Here is an 18,122-nt window from a genome sequence, read left to right on the forward strand (position 1 = left end):
CGGTCGCCACTTAGGTTCCCATAACAGAACGCCGTTCGCAACCATGAACGCAAGGGGTGGCTCAATGCACCTGTACTACGGCCGTCACGGCCGACGCGCGGCTACCGCCGCGGCCATGGCGGCACTTCTGCTGCCGCTGGCCGCCTGTGGCGGTTCGGGCAAAAGCGCCGGTGACGGCAAATCGATCACGATGTGGACGTTCAAGCAGTCCCATGTCAAACCACTCCAGGACGCGGCGGCGCGATTCAAGGACCAGACCGGGATATCCGTAACAATTCAGGCGGTCACCCCGGACGACGCCTACACCGCCAAGCTGCAGAGCGCCGCCAAGACCAACGGCCTGCCGGATGTGCTCGAGGTGCACACCCAGGGCGAGGACTTCGTGTACGGCGGGGCGGGGCTGCTGACCGACCTGTCGGACAAGGTCGACGCCTCCTGGACCCGCGGGATGGTCCCCAGCGTGCGCAAGGCCGGTGTCGTCACCCCCCGTCTGGAGGCCGCTTCCAAGAAGCCCGGATCGGCCTACCCGGGCGTGAAGGCCGGCGCCCGCTACAGCGTGCCCTTCACCATCGGCACCTTCGGCATCGTCTACGCCAACAAGGCCAAGCTGGCCGAGGCGGGGGTCTCCTCGGTCCCCAAGACCTGGGAGGACCTGGTCGCGGCGGTGAAGGCCACGACCAAGAAGGACAAGCGGAAGGGCGGCATCACCGTCGGCCTGGGCACCGCGTCCACCGGTCTGAACTGGGCGCTGCAGCCGATGGCCTTCGGTGCCCTCGGCAAGGCCGGCTACCAGGGCCTGTTCGGCCGCGACTCCGGTAAGACATGGGCCTCCCCCAACGGCCAGAAGGTCCTGTCGCTCTACGACAAACTGACCCCGTACTGGGCACCGGGAGCCCAGTCGCTCTCGATCGACGCCGCCGACCGGTCCTTCGCCCAGGGCGACGCCGCCTTCGACATCGGCGGCACCTTCACCCTGGCGAGCCTGCGCCAGTTCGGGATGAAGCCCGATGAGGTGGAGGCGTTCCCGATCCCGGCGCCCAAGGGCGGCAAGGCCACGGACCGCAGTCTGGCGGCCTTCTCCCTGACCAGCCTCGCGGTCACCACCCAGTCCAAGAACGAGGCCGCCGACCTCAAGTGGCTGCGCTTCCTGGCAAAGCCCGATGTCGCGGGCACATTCGCCAAGGCCGCCACCGATCTGCCCGCGGTGGACCTGGGCGACAACCCGGTCCGCGTCGTCGGCCCCACACTGGCCTCGCTGACCAAGGTCTTCTCCTCCGGCAGCCAGGTCTACGACCCCAACGACACCAGCTTCATGCCGGCCCAGTACCCGGCCAACTGGGAGAAGGCCGGAGCGGCACTGGTCAACATGTCGCCGCTGAAGCGCTCCTCCCCGCGGGAGACGGGCAAGCAGCTCGACACGCTCATCAAGAACTACTGGGCCGCCGGGAAGTGAGCATGGCGTCCTTGTCGGTTTCGAAAACCCCACCCCCCGCTTCCGCCGCACCGCGGGCGACGCCCGCGGGGTCCACCGGATCCACCAGACGCGGCCCGCGGCGACGGGTCCGGGAGGCGGTCACCGCCTACGCGTTCCTCACCCCCGCAGTGCTGCTGTTCCTCGCACTCGGCCTCTACACCCTCGGCTACGGACTGGCCCTGTCCGGGGCGACCTGGAACGGGTTCTCCCCGGAGTGGACCTGGGTGGGCCTGGACAACTACCTCGATCTGCTCTACCGCAGCCCCGTATACGCGCCGATCGTGCGTTCGGCCGCACTGCACACCCTCGTGGTGATGATCGCCGTACCCCTGCTGACGGTGGCCATCAGCTTCCCGCTGGCGGTCCTGCTGAACAACGCCGCACGGCTGCGCACGATGATGCGCACCGTGTTCTTCCTCCCCTACGTCACCTCCGGGATCGCGGTCTACCTCGCCTGGCAGTACGTCCTGCGGCCCGACGGAGGAGTCAACGCACTCCTGCGCGCCCTGGGGCTCGGCACACTGGCACAGCCACAAGGGTTCCTGGGCAACCCCGCGACGGCGCTGCCCACGGTCATCGTGGTCATGGTGTGGACGGCGGTGCCGGTCGGCATGCTCCTCTACCTCACCGGACTCCAGTCGCTGGACCCGGCGATGCTGGAGGCCGCCTCCCTCGACGGAGCGGGGTGGTGGCGGACCAACATGCACATCGCCTGGCCGCTGCTGCGCCCCATCACCGCCGCCGTGATCCTGCTCAACCTGCGCGAGGCGCTCCAGGGATTCCAGACCTTCCTGGTGATGACCGGCCCTGAGGGGGCTCCCGGCGGCAAGACCAACGTCCTCGGCCTGCAGGCCTACCACCTGGCGTTCCTCGAACAGATGCAGCCGACACTCGGCCTGGCCAGCGCACTGGGCTGGCTGCTGTTCCTGATCGCCATCCTGCTCGCCGCCCTGAACCTGCGGGCCCTGCGGAGCACCACATGACAACACCCACCACCACCATGACGCCGAGCACGGCCGGCGGTGTCCCCGCCCGGGTCCGTCCGGCCCACGGCCGGCCCCGCTCGGGCAAACCGCTCCTCCCCCGCGTCATCGTGTACACGCTGCTGCTCTGCTACGCGGTGGTCAGCCTGTTCCCGTTCGCCTGGATGGTCTCCGGCAGCCTCAAGAGCGACCAGGACATGCGCGACCCGGGTGCCTTCGTACCGCATCACCCGACGCTGGAGATCCTCACCCACACCTGGAGCCAGCTCGACTTCCTCAGCTATTTCCTGAACAGCCTCAAGGTGACCGGCCTGACCGTACTCGGCGTGCTGGTGCTCTACAGCCTGGCCGCCTATGCCTTCGGGGTGCTGCGCTTCCCCGGCCGCACCGTGCTGTACCGCTTCTTCGTCGCGCTGCTGTTCGTGCCCTCGGTGACGGTGCTGCTGCCCATCGTGCTGCTGGAGAACGAGGCCGGTCTGCTCGGCACCCATCTCGGGCTCATCCTGCCGCTGATCAACGGCACCGCGCCGCTGTCGATCCTCCTGCTCACCACCGCGATGGCGGGCGTACCGCGTGAGCTGCGCGAAGCCGCGACGATGGACGGGGCGGGGGAACTGCGCACCTTCCTCCAGGTCTATCTGCCGTCCATCCGCCCGGCCCTGGTCACGGTCGCGATGCTCACCGCGATCCCCACCTGGAACGAATACCTGCTCACCCGGGTGTCGCTGACCGAGCCGACGGCCTTCACCCTGCCGATCGCCCTGCAGAACCTCACGACCAGCGGCGTTCCCCAGTACAACGTACTGATGGCCGGAGCCCTGATCGTGGTCCTTCCCGTCATCATCCTGTTCACCTGCCTCCAGCGCTACTTCGTCAACGGACTGATCGGCGCGGTGAAGGGATGAAGCCCATGCACATCCTGGTCACCGGTGCGAGCGGACACATCGGCCGCCATCTGTGCGCCGCTCTGGCCGCGGCCGGACACACCGTCACCGGCACCGACCGCACACCCGCCCCCGACGGCGCACCCGGCCGCCACCTCGTCGGCGACCTGCGCGACCGCGCGTTCGTCACCGGTCTGATGACCGGTGTGGACGCGGTGGTGCACCTGGCCGCCATCCCCAGCCCGCACGGCTACCCGGACGACGAGATCTTCGCCGCCAACGCGCACACCACCTATCTGGTACTGGACGAGGCGGGACGGGCCGGAATCCACCGCGCGGCCATCGCCTCCAGCCTCAGTGTGCTCGGCCTGGCGTGGGCGGACCGGGACGTACCACCCGCCTACGTGCCCGTGGACGAGGACCATCCGATCCTCGCCGAGGACCCCTACGCCCTGTCCAAGCAGGCGGCGGAGGCGACCGCGGCGATGGCACACCGTCGCTGGGGCATCGATGTGATCGCGCTGCGGCTGCCGTTCGTCGGCACCGGTGAACGGCTCGCGGAGCATGTGCGGCGCACCCGTGACGACCCGGCCTCGACCCGGCGGGAACTGTGGGGCTGGCTGGACACCCGCGACGCGGCGGAGGCGTTCCGGCTGGCGCTGTGCGCACCGCTGCACGGCGCGCACGTCCTGAACGTCACCGCGCCGACCACCATGTCGGACCGGCCCACCGAGGAGTTGCTGGCCCGGCTGCACCCCGGCGTCCGGCGCCGGGCCGCGCTGCCCGGCCATGACAGCGTCTTCGACAACGCACGGTGCCGCGCGCTGCTCGGCTTCACCCCGCGCCACACCGACCCCGAGGGGCACCGATGACATCCGGCGCCACCTCCGAAAGCCGCCACGGATCGGTGCTGGACACCGCCACCACCGAGTTGCGCGACCGCCTGGCGCGGCAGCGGCTGCTGCCGGTGCTGCGCACCGCGACCGCGGCCGAGCTGGCCGACCGGATGGCCCTGTGCCACTCCGCGGGGCTCCGGGTCATCGAGCTGACCACCACCGTTCCCGGCTGGGAGCGGGTCCTGGCCGACGCCCGTGGCGACTCCCTCTACAGCGGCACTCTGCTCGGCGTGGGCACGGTGACGACCGCCGAGGACGCGGCCCGCGCGGTCGCCCTCGGCGCCGACTTCCTCGTCAGCCCCTACGCGACACCCGACGCCCGCGACGCCGCCGGTGATGTGCCCTTCTTGGAGGGAGCGTTCAGCCCGAGCGAGCTCGCCCAGGTGGCGGCCCGTGGCATCGCGAAGCTGTTCCCGGCCGCCAGCGTGGGCCCCGGCCATCTCCGCGCGCTGCTCGACGTACGCCCCGGCGCACCCGTGGTGCCGACCGGCGGCATCACCCCCGACACCGCCGCGTCCTGGCTGCGTGCCGGAGCACTCGCCGTCGGTCTCGGCGGCGCGCTCACCACGCTGGGGCCGGAGGGCATCCGGACCCTCCAGCGTCAGTTGTCCGAGATCGACGCACCCACGACCGGCGTGACCCCGGCATCCGGCGGAGGGCCCTCATGACCCGCCCGGACGGCGGCGCCGTCGAGTCGTGCGAGATCAGCCTGGCGGGGCAGCCGTTCACCGCGACGGTCGACCCGTCCGGCGCCGCCCTGACCACCCTCACCGATCGCGCCACCGGCATCCAACTGCTGCTGCGCACCCCGTGGGCCGATCAGCGCCACGGCGCCATGCGCGCTGCCGACTCCGGTGCCGAATGGCACCGGCGCTATCCCGGTGGCTGGCACACCCTGATCCCCCACGCCGGTGACGCCAGGGTCCTGGACGGAGTCGAGCACCCCTTCCACGGTGAGGCCGCCTGGCGGGCATGGGAGGTGGAAGACACCGGGACCGGCCACTGCACCCTCACGGTCGCCCTGCGCACGGCTCCCCTGGAGGTGCGGCGCGAGTTCGCCGTGGACGACACCGGGCTGCGCATCACCCAGACCGTGCGCAACTTCTCCGCGCGCCCCGCGGCCTTCGCCTGGACCGAACACCCCGCGTTCGGCCCCGAACTGGTCGGCGGACGCTGCCGACTGGAGCTGGACGACGCCACCGGCACCCAGGAGTTCCCTCTCCATCCGCCGCCCGGCGTACCGGACCGGCCCCCGCCGACCCGGCCGCTGACCGTCGTGCACTCCGGTGTGCGGACAGCGCGGCTGTACAACGAGGAGCTGGCGTTCGGGGTGGAACTCGCCTGGGACGCCGAGGTCTTCGACCATGTGTGGATCTGGCAGGAGCGCCGCACCACCCCCGGGTTCCCCTGGTGGGGAACGGTGGACACGGTGGCGATCGAACCCGCCTGCGGTCCTTATGAACACCTTCCCGACCGGCTGGGCGGGCAGGTGGTGGCTCCGGGCGAACGGCGCACCACCACACTGACCCTCCGCCGGATCCCCGGACACCGGCCCTGAGGCCACCCATCCGGCACACCGACCCACCGGTGTGGCCGAGCCCGGCCGTCGGCGGCCACCTCCGCACACAGAGGAGATCGGAGCAGTGACCACACCGCTCACCATTCCACCGGACTTCACCGGCCAGATCGCGGTCATCGGCGGCGGAACGCAGGGCATCGGCCTGGCCACCGCCCTCCGGCTCGCCGCGGGCGGCGCGAAGGTCGCGCTGGCCGGGGTCGGCGCGCAGACCGTCGCCGCGGCCCGCGAGGCCCTCCAGGACCATGACGCCGTCGTCGTCGAGGCCGACCTGGCCACCGCGGACGGCGTCGAGACGCTGGCACACGCGGCGCTGGACACCTACGGCGACGTCCACGTTCTCGTCAACAGCGCGGGCATCCAGCGGTACGGCACGGTCGACACCACCGGCGATGACGCCTATGAGCAGGTGATGGCGGTGAACCTGCGCTCGGCGTTCGCCCTGTCGGGCCGGCTGCTCCCGCGGATGCGCGGCCACGGCGGATCGATCGTGCACGTGGCATCGGTACAGGCGGCACTGCCCGAACGCAACGTGGCCGCCTACGCCGCCAGCAAGGGCGCGCTGGTCTCGCTCACCCGGACGATGGCGCTCGACCACGCCGCGGAGGGCATCCGGGTCAACTGCGTCTGCCCCGGCTCGATCGACACCCCGATGCTCCGGCGGGCCGCCCATGAACTCCAGCCCGAGTACACGGCCGATGACACCATCCGCGGCTTCGGCCGGGCGCATCCACTTGGCCGGGTCGGCCGCGCCGACGAGGTCGCCGAACTCATCGCGTTCCTCGCCAGTGCCCGGGCCGGATTCATCACCGGTGCCGTGCACACCATCGACGGAGGTCTGACGGCGGGCCGCCCCGGCGGCCCCTGACCGGTATCCGCCGGACGCCCCTCCGCCCCACCCACACCCTTTCCCCGTTGCCCGGTTGTCCCCTTCCCCGTCGCACCCTTCTCACCGTCCGGACGGATCAGTATGAAGATCACTGGCCTGTCGGCCACCACCGTCACCCTCGACCTCGAAGCGCCACTGCGCCATTCCAACGGCGCCCACTGGGGCCGCTTCGTCCGCACCCTCGTCGAAGTCCACACCGATGAGGGGATCAGCGGTCTGGGCGAGCTCGGCGGCGGCGGTCAGAGCGCCGAAGCGGCGCTCAAGAGCCTCGAGCCCTACCTCATCGGCCACGACCCCCACCATCTCGAGGCATTGCAGCTGATCGTGGCCAACCCGACGGCCTCGCTGTACAACAACCGCACCCAGTTGCTGGCGGCGCTGGAGTTCGCCTGCCTGGACATCATCGGCAAGGCGGCCAACCTGCCGGTCCACGCGCTCCTGGGCGGCAAACTGCGCGACCGGGTGCCGTTCGCCTCCTATCTGTTCTTCCGCTACCCCAACCCCGACGGCAGCGGCGAGATCCGCACCGCAGAACAGCTCCTGGAACACGCCGCCGACCTGCGCGCCCGGCACGGATTCACCAGCCACAAGCTCAAGGGCGGGGTGTATCCGCCCGAGTACGAACTCGACGTCTTCCGGGAGCTCGCCCACGGCGTCGAAGGGCAGCCGGTCCGCTACGACCCCAACTGTGTCCTCAGCCTCGCCCAGGCACGCCGGTTCGCCGCGGGCATCGCCGACCTCAACAACGACTACCTGGAAGACCCCACCTGGGGCCTGAACGGACTGCGCCAGCTCCGCCGTGACATCGCCATCCCCCTCGCCACCAACACCGTCGTGGTCAACCCGGAGCAACTCGCCTGCAATCTCCGGGACCCGGCCGTGGATGTGATCCTGCTCGACACCACGTTCTGGGGCGGGATCCGGGCCTGTCTGAAGGCCGCGGCCACCTGCGCCACCTTCCAGCAGCCGGTCGGGGTGCACTCCTCGGGAGAGCTCGGTGTCCAGCTCGCGACCATGCTGCACTTCGGCGCCGTACTGCCCAACTTCACCTACTCCGCGGACAGCCACTACCACCACCTGCGCGACGACATCATCGTCGGCGGCAAGTTCCGCTACGTGGACGGCGCCATCACCGTCCCCGACGGCCCCGGCCTCGGCGTCACCCTCGACCGCGACAAGGTCGAGCACTACGCGGCGCGCTACCGCGAACTCGGCGACTACCCGTACGACCGCGACCCCACCCGCCCCGGCTGGTACCCGCACATTCCCAACCACAGCTGGGCAGACCCCGCGCGTACCGCCCGCCCGGCCGACTTCTAACCCGTACCCACACCCATCCGATCCGCTTCCAAGGAGCACCTGATGAGACCGAGTCTGTTGGGGTTGGCCACCACTGTGGTCGCCAGCACCGCCATCACCGCCGCGCTGCTCCCGCTCGCCTCCGCGGCCGAGCCGTCCGCAGCGACGCCCACCCCGAAACCGCGGCTCATCGACACGCGGTTCCCCACCGGCGACCATGTGGTGGCCGACTTCGACGTCGCCGACTACGACGCCGACGCCACCGGCAAGCGTGACTCCACGGCCGCCATCCAGAGCGCTCTCGACGACTGCTACAAGGCGGGCGGCGGCACGGTGTGGCTGCCCGCCGGACGCTACCGGGTCACCGACACCCTGAAGGTGCGTGCCTACTGCACCCTGCGCGGTGACCACCGCGATCCCGAGCAGGGCGAAGGTGACTACGGCACCGTCGTACTCGCCGATCTGGCCTCCGGAGACAGCGGCCCCAGCCTGTTCCGGATCGGCGGCAGCGCCGGTGTCGTCGGCATGACCGTGTTCTACCCGCGGCAGAACGCCGAGAAGCCGGTGCCCTACGGGTACACCTTCGAGATACCCGGCCGGGCCGTCGGCGGCGAGGAGAACTACATGATGAGCACCGTCGAGGACGTGACGATGCTCAACTCCTACCGCGGTATCGGCATCAGCGACACACCCAACGACAAGGGTGTGAAGCCCAAGTACGGCCAAGTCCACGAGACCGCGACCATCCGTGACGTCAAGGGCACCGCCCTGTCCAAGGGCGTTGTCGCCTACAACGGCGCGGACGTGGGCACCTGGGAGAACGTCGACTTCGACCCCAAGTACTGGGCACAGGCCGGATCGGCCTACAACGCGCCCCCCAAGGCCGCGATCGAGAAGTGGACCCGCGCCAACGGAACCGCCTTCACCTTCGGCGACCTGGAATGGGAGCAGTTCTACAAGCTGAAGGCAGCGCACTACAAGACCGGCATTGACATCGTCAAGGGTCAGCGCATCGAGTTCGCCGGTGTGTTCCTCCAGACCACCATCACCGACACCGACACCGCGGTCCGGGTCGGCAGATCCGACGAACGGTGGGGCGCGGGCTTCGCCAACAGCACCCTGAAGGGTTCGCAGTACGCGGTCGACAACAGCGGCGGCGGCTACGTCAAGCTCACCGGCACCACGACCAGCGGAGACGTCAAGGGCGACGTCCCCGTGCTCAAGGAGGAGCCGCCCGTCTACAAGCCCGTCACCGAGCCCAAGGTCAGCCGCGCCAAGCTCTACGACGTGACCGCTGACCCCTACAACGCGCCGCACGGCTTCGGGACCCTGCCCACCGAAGACGCCACACCGGCCGTCCAGAAGGCCCTGGACGACGCCGGGGCGGCAGGCGGCGGCATCGTCTACCTGCCAGCCGGCTGGTACCGGATCAACAGCCACCTGAAGGTGCCGGCCAACGTCGAACTGCGCGGCTCCTCCTCGGTACCCAACCGTGACCAGATCGGCAACAGCCACGGCACCGTGCTGCTCGGCTACGACGGCCGCAACACCTCGACCCCCGATACCGATACTGCTCTGATCACCCTCGCCGGGGACTCCGCCGGCACCCGCGGACTGCGTGTGTTCTACCCCGAGAACAACCCGTTCAAGGACGAGGGCATGGCCCCCTACCCCTACGCCGTCCGCGCCAAGGCCGACCGGAACTACGTCGTCAACATGGGTGCCACCAATCCCTGGAACGGCCTTGACTTCACCGACTCCGACGCCGACAACTTCTTCATCCGCAAGGTGGACGGCGTCTTCCTCAACCACGGCATCAGCGTCGGGGCCAACGAAGGCGGTCGCATCGAAGGCGTCCTGTCCAACGGCAACTCGGCCTTCCGCCTCGACTACGGCATCTCCGGCTGGCTGGGTGAAGACGGTGCCGTCTTCCCCCTGGTCATCGACAAGTACACGCGCAAGCGGGAAACACTGGTCGATGTCAACGGCGCCCAGGACCTCAGCATGCTCAATGTCTTCGGCTACGGCCCGCACGACGGCCTGCGTGTCCGTTCCGGTTCGGCGAGCGCCTTCAACCTGGGCACCGACAACCTCGGAGAAGGCGGTCACACGGTCGAGGCCACCTCAGGCCAGGCCCTCGCCGTGAACACCATGCGCTATGCGGGAGCCACCTCGACCGGGAACGTCAAGCTCCACGGGGTCATGGCGATCAACATGGTCCAGCATGCGATCCAGGTCTCGGCATCGCCCGACTCCGGGGGCACCGCCAAGGTGATCGGCAACCTCACCGAGCCCCACACCTATGAGGAGGGCAGCAAGGTCACCCTCGTCGCCAAGCCCGCCTCCGGCTACCGCTTCACCGGCTGGACCGAGAAGGGCTCCGTCGTCTCCACCGACGCCGAGTACCAGCTCACCGTCGATGCCGCCCACACCCTCACCGCCACCTTCGAGAAGACCGGCTGACGACCGGTCGGCACAACGCCCACCACCCTTGAATGCCCCGGTGCCGACCGACGAAGGTTCCTGCGTTCCTCGGTCGGCACCAGCCATTCCCCGGACACGGAGACCACAATTGCGCGGACAGGCGTTCTGGATAGGCAGCTACACCTCCGCAATGGGCGGTGGCGAAGGCATCTACCGTGTGCGGCGGCGACCGGACGGTTCACTGGAGGGACCCGAGCTCGCGGCCGAGGCGGTCTGCCCCTCCTACCTGGCCGTCGGCCCGGGTGGAAACACCTTGTACGCGGTGCGGGAACAGCAGGCGGGCGGTGTGGCCGCCTACAAGGTGCGGGACGGACGGCTGCACGAGACCGGGCGCCGGGCCGCCGGAGAGCTGCCGTGTCATGTGTCCGTGACGGCGGACGGTGGACATCTGCTCATCGCCGATTACGGGTCCGGCACGGTCAGGGCGACGGGGCTGGACTCCCACGGCCTGTTCACCGGGGAGCCGGACGTCGCGGAGGGACACGGCAGCGGCCCGGACCCGGTACGGCAGGAGGGGCCGCACGCGCACATGGCCGTACAGGCGCCGGACGGAACCGTTCTGACAGCCGACCTCGGAAGCGATCTCATCAGAGCCTTCCGGCTCCAGGACGGACGGCTGCGGCTCATCGGCGAGACGGCCTGTCCCTCCGGATCCGGGCCGCGGCATCTGGCCCTCCACCCGAGCGGGTACGTCTACGTGGTGACCGAACTGGCGGCCACCGTGCTCGTCCTGTCCCCGAGCGGCGGGTACGCCGGTCTGGAGGTGACCGCGGAGTCACCGGCCATGGCCGCGCCGTCCGGTGACGCGGCCCACTGCGCCGCAATCAAGATCAGCGGCGAGTACGTCTACACCTCCACACGCGGTGCCGATGTGGTGACCACGCATCGGGTGCGCGCGGACGGCGCCGCGCTCGAGCCCGTCGCGGACGTCCCCTCCGGTGGAGCGGGACCACGCGATCTGCACGTGGACGGGGCCTGGATGCATATCACCAACGAGCGCAGCGACACGGTCACCACGTTCGCGATCGGGCCCGACGGCATCCCCGTCCCCACCGGAGCGCCGCCCCTGCACGTGCCGTCACCGGTGTGCGTCGTACCCGCCTGACACCGGCCGCCGGGTGTTGCCCATCGCTCATCAGTCGAGGGCGTTGGCGCTCTCGCTCTGCCAGTAGGTGACCTTCGCGCTGCTGTCGATGTACACCGAGCCGCCGGGCAGCGAGACGGACGTGGCGGAGTCCTTGCCCTCGAGGAACACGCTCAGCTCGCTGACCTTCGTACCCTCGCTGCCCGAACCGTCCGCGCTGGAGGTGAGGATGCCCGCGTAGCCCGACTTGCCCGGCGCCAGGGAGACCACGGCCTGCGGCTTGCTCTCCTCGATGACCGGAGTGGCCGCCTGCGCGTCATCGAACCGCAGCGCCGGGAAACCCGGCAGGTCACACGTGACGCCGGAGTTGTTGGTCGCCTTCAGCAGCAGGTGGTTGATCGGCCGGGAGACCTTGGAAACCGTCATCGACACCTTGTCCGGGTCACAGGTACCGCCCTTGCCACCCGTGTCCTGTGCGCCGCCACCGGCGGGCGCGTCCTGCTCATCACCGGTCTGGGTGTCCGAACCCTGAGATGCGGCGGCCGAACTTGTCGCGGAGCCGGAGCGCTTGACCCCCTCCCCGTCGTCGTTGTTGCACGCCGCGAGGGTCAGGGCGGCGGCCATCAGCGTCGCACTGGCGACGGCGGTACGGACGATACGGGCGTTGACGGTGGTGATCGACATCGGTGATTCCCCCTGCGGGTCATGTGGGCGTTCTGCGGTACGCCACAAGACTGTCCGGCCCCACTGGTGAACTGCTGCCGTACCGCTGCCAGACCGCTAACGCCCCGCTAACGCGCCCCGCTGACAGCCTCAGAGCGCTCCCGCGTCGCAAAAGCGGAACAAGGGGCCGACGACACCAGTCGTCGGCCCCCTGCCACCTGTCGGATCAGTACTCGCGGACGTACCAGCCCTTCCGGATCTCACCGTCCGGGGTGGCCTTGAAGTGCTGGCACTTGAAGTCCGGACCGCGGTAGGAGCTCGCCCGGACGGAGTCGCACTTCGCCTTGGTCGCGAAGGGGCCGGCGACGAGCTTGATGAAAGGAGCGGCGTTGGCCGCCGGTGCGGCAGCGAGGGTGGCGGCGACCGCGACCACGGCGGCGCTCAGGAGCTTCTTCACTTGATGGTTCCCCGTTTCACGCGGGATGCGGGTCAGGCATCCCATGATCGAATACAGAAGGTGATGCTACAGAGTGATCACTCGCGCGGGAAGGGATTTCATGGGCGACGGGGCCCCCCCCCCGCCGGGGGGGGGCGGCGGGCCGGGGGTGGGGGGGGGGGCCGGGGAAGCGGGCGGGGGAACCCCCCCCCCCCCCCGCCGGGGGGCCGCCCCCGTCCGTGGTGAGGGTGGCGTGCCGGTGACCGGGCCCTGGCTACCGGCACCGCCGTGTGGTGTTAGTGGCGTCCGCCGTGGTGGTGGCGGCCCCAGGACTGGGCGTCGACGAAGCGGCGGTGGTCGTTGCGGAGGGTGGCGGTGTCGGAACGGTTGTCCCAGACGTAGTCACGCCGGTCCTGGTACACGTCACGGCTCCGGTCGAAGCCGATGCCGGTGTGGACGCGGACGGTGGAGTGGCCGTCCAGACGGTAGTGGCGGAAGGCGAAGGTGTCGCCGTCCCGGTTGGACAGGGTCCAGCCGTCGAGGTTCACCGCGCGACGGCTGTTGTTGGTGATCTCCACCCACTCATCGTTCAGGGAACGGTTGGAGCGATCGTCCCAGCCCGGCGAGTTGTACTGGACACGGGTGATCTGCACATCCGACCGGTGCGGGTGATGCGCGGCCGCTGCTGAAGCCGGCACCGTCAGGGCCGCGGTCAGGGCACCGGCACTCAGGGCGGCGGCGGTCAGACGACGGGCGATGATGGACTTGGACACAGGTCCCCCTGCATGGTGCGGGCACATCCGGACCCGGCAGTTGCCTTGGGCCGGTCGGATCCGGATGTGCGGGTGGTGGCGGCCGGTTGGCCGCGCAGTCACACCTTGCCCACCCTGCACCCGCTTCATGGAGGAAAGGTGAACCCTGTTACGAATCGCCCACATCGTCATGACTGTCGACTGTAATGTCCATTTATGCATCGAATGCATGAGGTTGACGGGTCATCGGGTCGGGAACCGTTGCAGCCACTGCTCCGTGGTCGGGGGGCGCCATGGCGCGCCACCCCGTACGCCGGACCGCCTTCACCCGAAAGTGAGTAACAACTGCGTGCCGAACTGCCTGCTCAGAATGTGAAGTGAGTGTCCTGCATTCGGGTGAGACGCACCGCCAGCACCCACATCGCCGCGGACAACCTGCACACCGGCCGTCCTTGCCGGGCCAGGACGGCCACGTAGCCCACGGCCAACGGTGACGGCGCGGTTTCCGGTTCACCGGCCGGGGCCCCGGCCGCAGCCACATCAGGCCGGTGTCGCCTCGATGACGGCGAATCCACCGGCCGGGGTGATGGCGGTACGGCGCAGACCGGCAGCGGCGAACAGCGCGTCGAACTCAGCGGTCTCGCGTTCCCTGCCACCGGTCATGGCAAGCATGTTCAGGTCCATGAGCGGCGCGATTCCGGGGGTGCCGACCTCGGGGATGAGGTAGTCCACGACCACGATCCTTCCTCCGTCCCGCAGCGCGGTCCGACAGTTCTTCAGGATGCGTACGCAGTCCTCGTCGTCCCAGTCATGGAGGACGTACTTCAGGACGTAGAGGTCAGCCGGAGGGACCTCCTCGAAGAAGTCCCCGCCGATGGCGGTGAACCGTTCCGAGAGGCCATCGGCCTGTGCGGCCGCCGTGGCGTCGGGGACGATGTGCGGCAGGTCGAAGACCCCGCCACGGAGGCCGGGGTTCGCCTTCATCATCGCCCGGACGACCTCACCGTTCGCTCCGCCGAGATCCAGGGCGAGCCCGACCTCCGATGTGTCGACCACCGCCGCGATGTCCTGCGCGGCGGCCCGGGAGAGGTTGCCCATGGACTCGGTGAACAGCGCCGCCTCCTCGGGCTGGCGGGCGAAGTAGTCGAAGATCGTGGTGTCTCCGTGGGCCGCCGTGGCCTGATGGTCCCCGGTGCGTATCGCCTCCGCGAACCGCCCCCAGGGGAGCCAGTGACCCGGAGCCGCCTGAGAGATGGCGAAGCCGCGCAGCGAGTTCGGGTCCTCCTTGCGCAGGGTGCTGAGGAGAGATGTGCCGCTGTAGTGGGCACCGCCGTCCCTGCTGGTCATCAGGCCGAGCGAGGCGCAGGTCCGCATCAGGCGCCGCGCCGCGTCGAGGTCGATACCTTCGGCCTCGGCGATCGCACCGGGGGTGTCGGTGCCCTGCGCGAGATGATCGGCCAGCCTGTACAGGGCCGCGGCACGGACCGTCTGGGTCACCCAGAACCCCGTGACCATGGCCATCATGCGCTCGTAGTCCTGGGGCTGTGCGGGGGTCGGCGGCAATGACACTGTGGGGGCTCCGTTTTCCGTAGGGGGCGCAACGCGGTTCGCGCGGCGGAGAGTTGTCTCCTGTGGGGATGGCGGAAAGTGGATGAAGGTTCCGCGTGGTGGCGGCAGCCTCGCCGCCGGCCTTCCGGGCCCGCCGGGCGCGTGCGCCGGGGGCGGCCGGCGCACGATGATCCGGGCATTGCATGATCATGCAATTCTCTGCATACTATTGCCATGTCCAAGGTCCTCACCTCCCTTCCCGTCGGCGAGCGCGTCGGCATCGCCTTCTCCGGCGGCCTCGACACCTCGGTCGCCGTCGCGTGGATGCGCGACAAGGGCGCCATCCCGTGCACCTACACCGCCGACATCGGCCAGTACGACGAGCCGGACATCGCCTCGGTGCCCGGGCGGGCCAAGACCTACGGGGCCGAGATCGCGCGCCTGGTCGACTGCCGCGCGGCACTGGTGGAGGAGGGCCTGGCCGCTCTCACCTGCGGGGCGTTCCACATCCGCTCGGCAGGGCGCTCCTACTTCAACACCACCCCGCTCGGCCGCGCCGTCACCGGAACGCTCCTGGTCCGGGCCATGCTCGAGGACGACGTACAGATCTGGGGCGACGGCTCGACGTTCAAGGGCAACGACATCGAGCGGTTCTACCGGTACGGCCTGCTCGCCAATCCGCACCTGCGGATCTACAAGCCCTGGCTGGACGCGGACTTCGTCCATGAACTGGGCGGCCGCAAGGAGATGTCGGAGTGGCTCCTCGCCCACGATCTCCCCTACCGCGACAGCGCCGAGAAGGCGTACTCCACCGATGCCAACATCTGGGGTGCCACGCACGAGGCCAAGACGCTGGAACACCTGGACACCGGCGTGGAGACCGTGCAGCCGATCATGGGCGTACGGTTCTGGGACCCCTCGGTCGAGATCGCTCCCGAGGATGTGACGATCGGCTTCGACCAGGGCCGCCCGGTGACGATCAACGGCAAGGAGTTCGCCTCTCCGGTCGCCCTGGTGATGGAGGCGAACGCCATCGGCGGCCGCCACGGCATGGGCATGTCGGACCAGATCGAGAACCGGATCATCGAGGCCAAGAGCCGCGGCATCTACGAGGCACCGGGCATGGCCCTGCTGCACGCGGCCTACGAGCGCCTGGTCAACGCGATCCACAACGAGGACACCCTCGCCCAGTACCACGACGAGGGACGGCGCCTCGGCAGGCTGATGTACGAGGGCCGCTGGCTGGACCCGCAAGCGCTCATGGTGCGCGAGTCGCTCCAGCGCTGGGTGGGCGCGGCCGTCACCGGCGAGGTGACACTGCGGCTGCGGCGCGGTGAGGACTACTCTCTCCTCGACACCACCGGCCCGGCGTTCAGCTACCACCCGGACAAGCTGTCGATGGAGCGCACCCAGGACTCGGCATTCGGCCCCATGGACCGGATCGGCCAGCTCACCATGCGCAACCTCGACATCGCCGACTCGCGCGCCAAGCTGGAGCAGTACGCCGGACTCGGTCTGATCGGCACCGCCGAACCCACCATCGGTGCCGCCCAGGCCGCCGCGACCGGACTCATCGGCACCATGCCCGAAGGCGGCGCCGAAGCCATCGCCTCCCGCGGCGAGGGACCGGGCGAAGACGACGAGGTCCTCGACCGCGCCGCCATGGAGTCCGGCACGGACTGACCCGCCACCTCGAGCGGAACGCACCACCGCAGAGGGGTGGGGGGGGGGGCCGGCCCGCGCGCCCCCCCCCCCCCCCCCCCGGGGGGGGGGGCCCCCCCCGCGGGGGGGGGGCCGGCCGCCCCCGCCCCCCCCCCACCCCTCTCCGCGCTGTGTAGGCGCAGCCGGACCGGCTGCGTCGCCGCAGGTCAGGCCGGTGTTTCCGCTCAGGCGGGCCATCTGCCGGCGCCCGGAGCTCTCGGGACTTTCGTCCCGGTCTTCGGGGCCCGTTCGGCCGCTTCCCCGTTCTCCCGGCGCGCCTAGCGTGGTGGCGTCCGCGATCTCCGCGGGCACCGTTCCACCCCGCGATAGGAGAGAGAGCACCGTGCAGGAGAGCGCGGCGTCCCCGGCCGCAGCGGCGATGGCGCGAGTCTGGCTCCACCGGCTCACACCGCTGTCGCCCTTCGCGCTCATCGCCGTGATCGCCCTCGTGGAGGCGGTCACCCCGGACTGGCTTCGGCTGGGGCCCGTCCTCGCCGCGGCGTCGGTCCTCGCCGCCGCGATCTGCGGTCTCGGTGTCACGGCGGCCGTGGCCGCCACGACGATGGGTGTGAACGCGCTCCTGGACCTGTTCGACGGTCGCTGGGGTTCGTCCGCGTCCCAGATCATCAACATCGCTCTGCTGGCCGTCGGCCTGGCAAGTCTGCTGGCCTGCTCCATCCGGCAGCGCCGGGAGCGGGAGCTGACACAGGTGCGTTCCGTGGCCGAGACGGCCCAGCGCACGCTGATCCGCCCACTGCCCGCCCGCCTGGACTCCGTACTGCTCAAGGGCACCTACATCGCCGCCGAGTCGGAAGCCCGTATCGGCGGCGACTTCTACGAGGTCCTGCACACACCGCACGGGGTCCGCCTCCTCATCGGCGACGTACGCGGCAAGGGACTGCCCGCGGTCGACGCCTCCGCCGCCCTGCTGGGCGCCTTCCGGGAAGCCGCACACCATGAACCGTGTCTGGCGGACGTGGCGCGCTGGCTGGAGGGCAGCGCCCATCGCAACATCCGCCGGCTGTACGGGGAGGAGTTCACCGAGCGGTTCGCCACCGCGCTGCTCGTGGAGATCCCCGAGGGGTCCGTGGCGCGTCTGGTGCACTGCGGGCACCCACACCCACTGGCCATCCGGGACGGCGACGTCCACGGCTGGGAAGCGCCGGAGCCCGGCCCGCCGATCGGGCTCGCGGAACTGGTCGAGGGCGGACCGTCGGTGCAGACCGTCCCCTTCCGCGGCGGTGACCGTCTGCTGCTCTTCACCGACGGGGTCATCGAGGCGCGGGACGGGGCGGGACGGTTCTACCCGTTGCCCGAACGCATGGCGCGGTGGCGCGAGGATCCGCTGGACCGGCTCGTGGACCAGGTGCGAGCCGACCTCCGGCGGCACGCGGGTGGCGACCTCGACGACGATGCCGCCCTGCTGGCCATCGAACGTCTGCCGCTGTAGAGG

General features: G+C 70.0%; 16 protein-coding genes. 12 read left to right on the top strand and 4 right to left on the bottom strand.

Features of this window, described 5'->3' with window-relative positions; genetic code table 11:
- Positions 1-115 precede the first annotated feature (115 nt).
- The 10 genes from NMK44_RS34135 to NMK44_RS34180 all read left to right on the top strand — a co-directional run bounded on the left by NMK44_RS34135 (position 116) and on the right by NMK44_RS34180 (position 11,590).
- Positions 116-1,453: an ABC transporter substrate-binding protein gene (locus tag NMK44_RS34135; RefSeq protein WP_254750461.1), complete on the top strand. Its 1,338-nt coding sequence runs from the start codon at positions 116-118 to the stop codon at positions 1,451-1,453.
- Positions 1,454-1,464: 11 nt separating this feature from the next.
- Positions 1,465-2,457, top strand: a complete 993-nt coding sequence (locus NMK44_RS34140) for a carbohydrate ABC transporter permease (RefSeq protein WP_254750463.1) — start codon at positions 1,465-1,467, stop codon at positions 2,455-2,457.
- Positions 2,454-3,362: a carbohydrate ABC transporter permease gene (locus NMK44_RS34145; protein WP_254750465.1), complete on the top strand. Its 909-nt coding sequence runs from the start codon at positions 2,454-2,456 to the stop codon at positions 3,360-3,362. Before NMK44_RS34140 ends, NMK44_RS34145 begins: the two co-directional genes overlap by 4 nt.
- The gene (locus tag NMK44_RS34150) at positions 3,359-4,213 is read left to right on the top strand and encodes an NAD-dependent epimerase/dehydratase family protein (protein ID WP_254750467.1); all 855 of its coding nucleotides are present in this window, start codon (positions 3,359-3,361) and stop codon (positions 4,211-4,213) included. Before NMK44_RS34145 ends, NMK44_RS34150 begins: the two co-directional genes overlap by 4 nt.
- On the top strand, positions 4,210-4,905 hold the full coding sequence (locus NMK44_RS34155; protein WP_254750469.1) for a bifunctional 4-hydroxy-2-oxoglutarate aldolase/2-dehydro-3-deoxy-phosphogluconate aldolase: 696 nt from the start codon (positions 4,210-4,212) through the stop codon (positions 4,903-4,905). Before NMK44_RS34150 ends, NMK44_RS34155 begins: the two co-directional genes overlap by 4 nt.
- Positions 4,902-5,795 carry an aldose epimerase family protein gene (locus NMK44_RS34160; RefSeq protein WP_254750471.1) on the top strand — a complete coding sequence of 298 codons (894 nt, stop codon included), beginning with the start codon at positions 4,902-4,904 and terminating at the stop codon, positions 5,793-5,795. Before NMK44_RS34155 ends, NMK44_RS34160 begins: the two co-directional genes overlap by 4 nt.
- Positions 5,796-5,880: 85 nt before the next feature.
- A complete protein-coding gene (locus tag NMK44_RS34165) occupies positions 5,881-6,681 on the top strand; it encodes an SDR family NAD(P)-dependent oxidoreductase (RefSeq protein WP_254750473.1) in 801 nt (266 codons plus the stop codon).
- Between the two features lie 102 nt (positions 6,682-6,783).
- Positions 6,784-8,022 (top strand): enolase C-terminal domain-like protein, encoded by a 1,239-nt coding sequence (locus NMK44_RS34170; RefSeq protein WP_254750475.1) that lies wholly within the window; start codon positions 6,784-6,786, stop codon positions 8,020-8,022.
- Positions 8,023-8,064: 42 nt separating this feature from the next.
- A complete protein-coding gene (locus NMK44_RS34175) occupies positions 8,065-10,464 on the top strand; it encodes a glycosyl hydrolase family 28-related protein (RefSeq protein WP_254750477.1) in 2,400 nt (799 codons plus the stop codon).
- Positions 10,421-11,590: a lactonase family protein gene (locus NMK44_RS34180; protein ID WP_302888943.1), complete on the top strand. Its 1,170-nt coding sequence runs from the start codon at positions 10,421-10,423 to the stop codon at positions 11,588-11,590. The genes NMK44_RS34175 and NMK44_RS34180 overlap by 44 nt, the downstream gene beginning before the upstream one ends.
- A gap of 30 nt (positions 11,591-11,620) precedes the next feature.
- On the opposite strand, the gene NMK44_RS34185 is transcribed toward NMK44_RS34180, so the two are convergent.
- The 4 genes from NMK44_RS34185 to NMK44_RS34200 all read right to left on the bottom strand — a co-directional run bounded on the left by NMK44_RS34185 (position 11,621) and on the right by NMK44_RS34200 (position 14,989).
- Complete coding sequence (locus NMK44_RS34185; protein ID WP_254750481.1) at positions 11,621-12,253, bottom strand: DUF4232 domain-containing protein; 633 nt, start codon at positions 12,251-12,253, stop codon at positions 11,621-11,623.
- A gap of 205 nt (positions 12,254-12,458) precedes the next feature.
- The gene (locus tag NMK44_RS34190; protein ID WP_254750483.1) at positions 12,459-12,689 is read right to left on the bottom strand and encodes a hypothetical protein; all 231 of its coding nucleotides are present in this window, start codon (positions 12,687-12,689) and stop codon (positions 12,459-12,461) included.
- Positions 12,690-12,964: 275 nt separating this feature from the next.
- On the bottom strand, positions 12,965-13,468 hold the full coding sequence (locus tag NMK44_RS34195) for a lamin tail domain-containing protein (protein ID WP_374215382.1): 504 nt from the start codon (positions 13,466-13,468) through the stop codon (positions 12,965-12,967).
- Positions 13,469-13,960: 492 nt separating this feature from the next.
- Positions 13,961-14,989 (bottom strand): methyltransferase, encoded by a 1,029-nt coding sequence (locus NMK44_RS34200; protein ID WP_254750487.1) that lies wholly within the window; start codon positions 14,987-14,989, stop codon positions 13,961-13,963.
- A 213-nt stretch (positions 14,990-15,202) separates the two neighbouring features.
- Here NMK44_RS34200 and argG point away from each other — a divergent pair, with 213 nt between their 5' ends.
- Both argG and NMK44_RS34210 read left to right on the top strand, forming a co-directional pair.
- Positions 15,203-16,651 carry an argininosuccinate synthase gene (argG, locus tag NMK44_RS34205; RefSeq protein WP_254750489.1) on the top strand — a complete coding sequence of 483 codons (1,449 nt, stop codon included), beginning with the start codon at positions 15,203-15,205 and terminating at the stop codon, positions 16,649-16,651.
- 361 nt (positions 16,652-17,012) lie between these two features.
- Positions 17,013-18,119: a PP2C family protein-serine/threonine phosphatase gene (locus tag NMK44_RS34210; RefSeq protein ID WP_254750491.1), complete on the top strand. Its 1,107-nt coding sequence runs from the start codon at positions 17,013-17,015 to the stop codon at positions 18,117-18,119.
- Positions 18,120-18,122: the final 3 nt, after the last annotated feature.

Origin of the sequence: Streptomyces cucumeris, from assembly GCF_024295805.1 — a bacterium.
GTDB classification, from domain to species: domain Bacteria; phylum Actinomycetota; class Actinomycetes; order Streptomycetales; family Streptomycetaceae; genus Streptomyces; species Streptomyces cucumeris.

What these genes read in the sequence shown, in the direction of transcription:
- NMK44_RS34145 (WP_254750465.1), top strand. Translation starts at nt 2,454, where the DNA reads ATGACAACACCCACCACCACCATGACGCCGAGCACGGCCGGCGGTGTC.
- NMK44_RS34135 (WP_254750461.1), top strand. Translation starts at nt 116, where the DNA reads ATGGCGGCACTTCTGCTGCCGCTGGCCGCCTGTGGCGGTTCGGGCAAA.
- NMK44_RS34195 (WP_374215382.1), bottom strand. Translation starts at nt 13,468, where the DNA reads ATGTGCCCGCACCATGCAGGGGGACCTGTGTCCAAGTCCATCATCGCC.
- NMK44_RS34150 (WP_254750467.1), top strand. Translation starts at nt 3,359, where the DNA reads ATGAAGCCCATGCACATCCTGGTCACCGGTGCGAGCGGACACATCGGC.
- NMK44_RS34175 (WP_254750477.1), top strand. Translation starts at nt 8,065, where the DNA reads ATGAGACCGAGTCTGTTGGGGTTGGCCACCACTGTGGTCGCCAGCACC.
- NMK44_RS34180 (WP_302888943.1), top strand. Translation starts at nt 10,421, where the DNA reads ATGCCGCCCACACCCTCACCGCCACCTTCGAGAAGACCGGCTGACGAC.
- NMK44_RS34170 (WP_254750475.1), top strand. Translation starts at nt 6,784, where the DNA reads ATGAAGATCACTGGCCTGTCGGCCACCACCGTCACCCTCGACCTCGAA.
- argG (WP_254750489.1), top strand. Translation starts at nt 15,203, where the DNA reads ATGTCCAAGGTCCTCACCTCCCTTCCCGTCGGCGAGCGCGTCGGCATC.
- NMK44_RS34155 (WP_254750469.1), top strand. Translation starts at nt 4,210, where the DNA reads ATGACATCCGGCGCCACCTCCGAAAGCCGCCACGGATCGGTGCTGGAC.
- NMK44_RS34185 (WP_254750481.1), bottom strand. Translation starts at nt 12,253, where the DNA reads ATGTCGATCACCACCGTCAACGCCCGTATCGTCCGTACCGCCGTCGCC.
- NMK44_RS34160 (WP_254750471.1), top strand. Translation starts at nt 4,902, where the DNA reads ATGACCCGCCCGGACGGCGGCGCCGTCGAGTCGTGCGAGATCAGCCTG.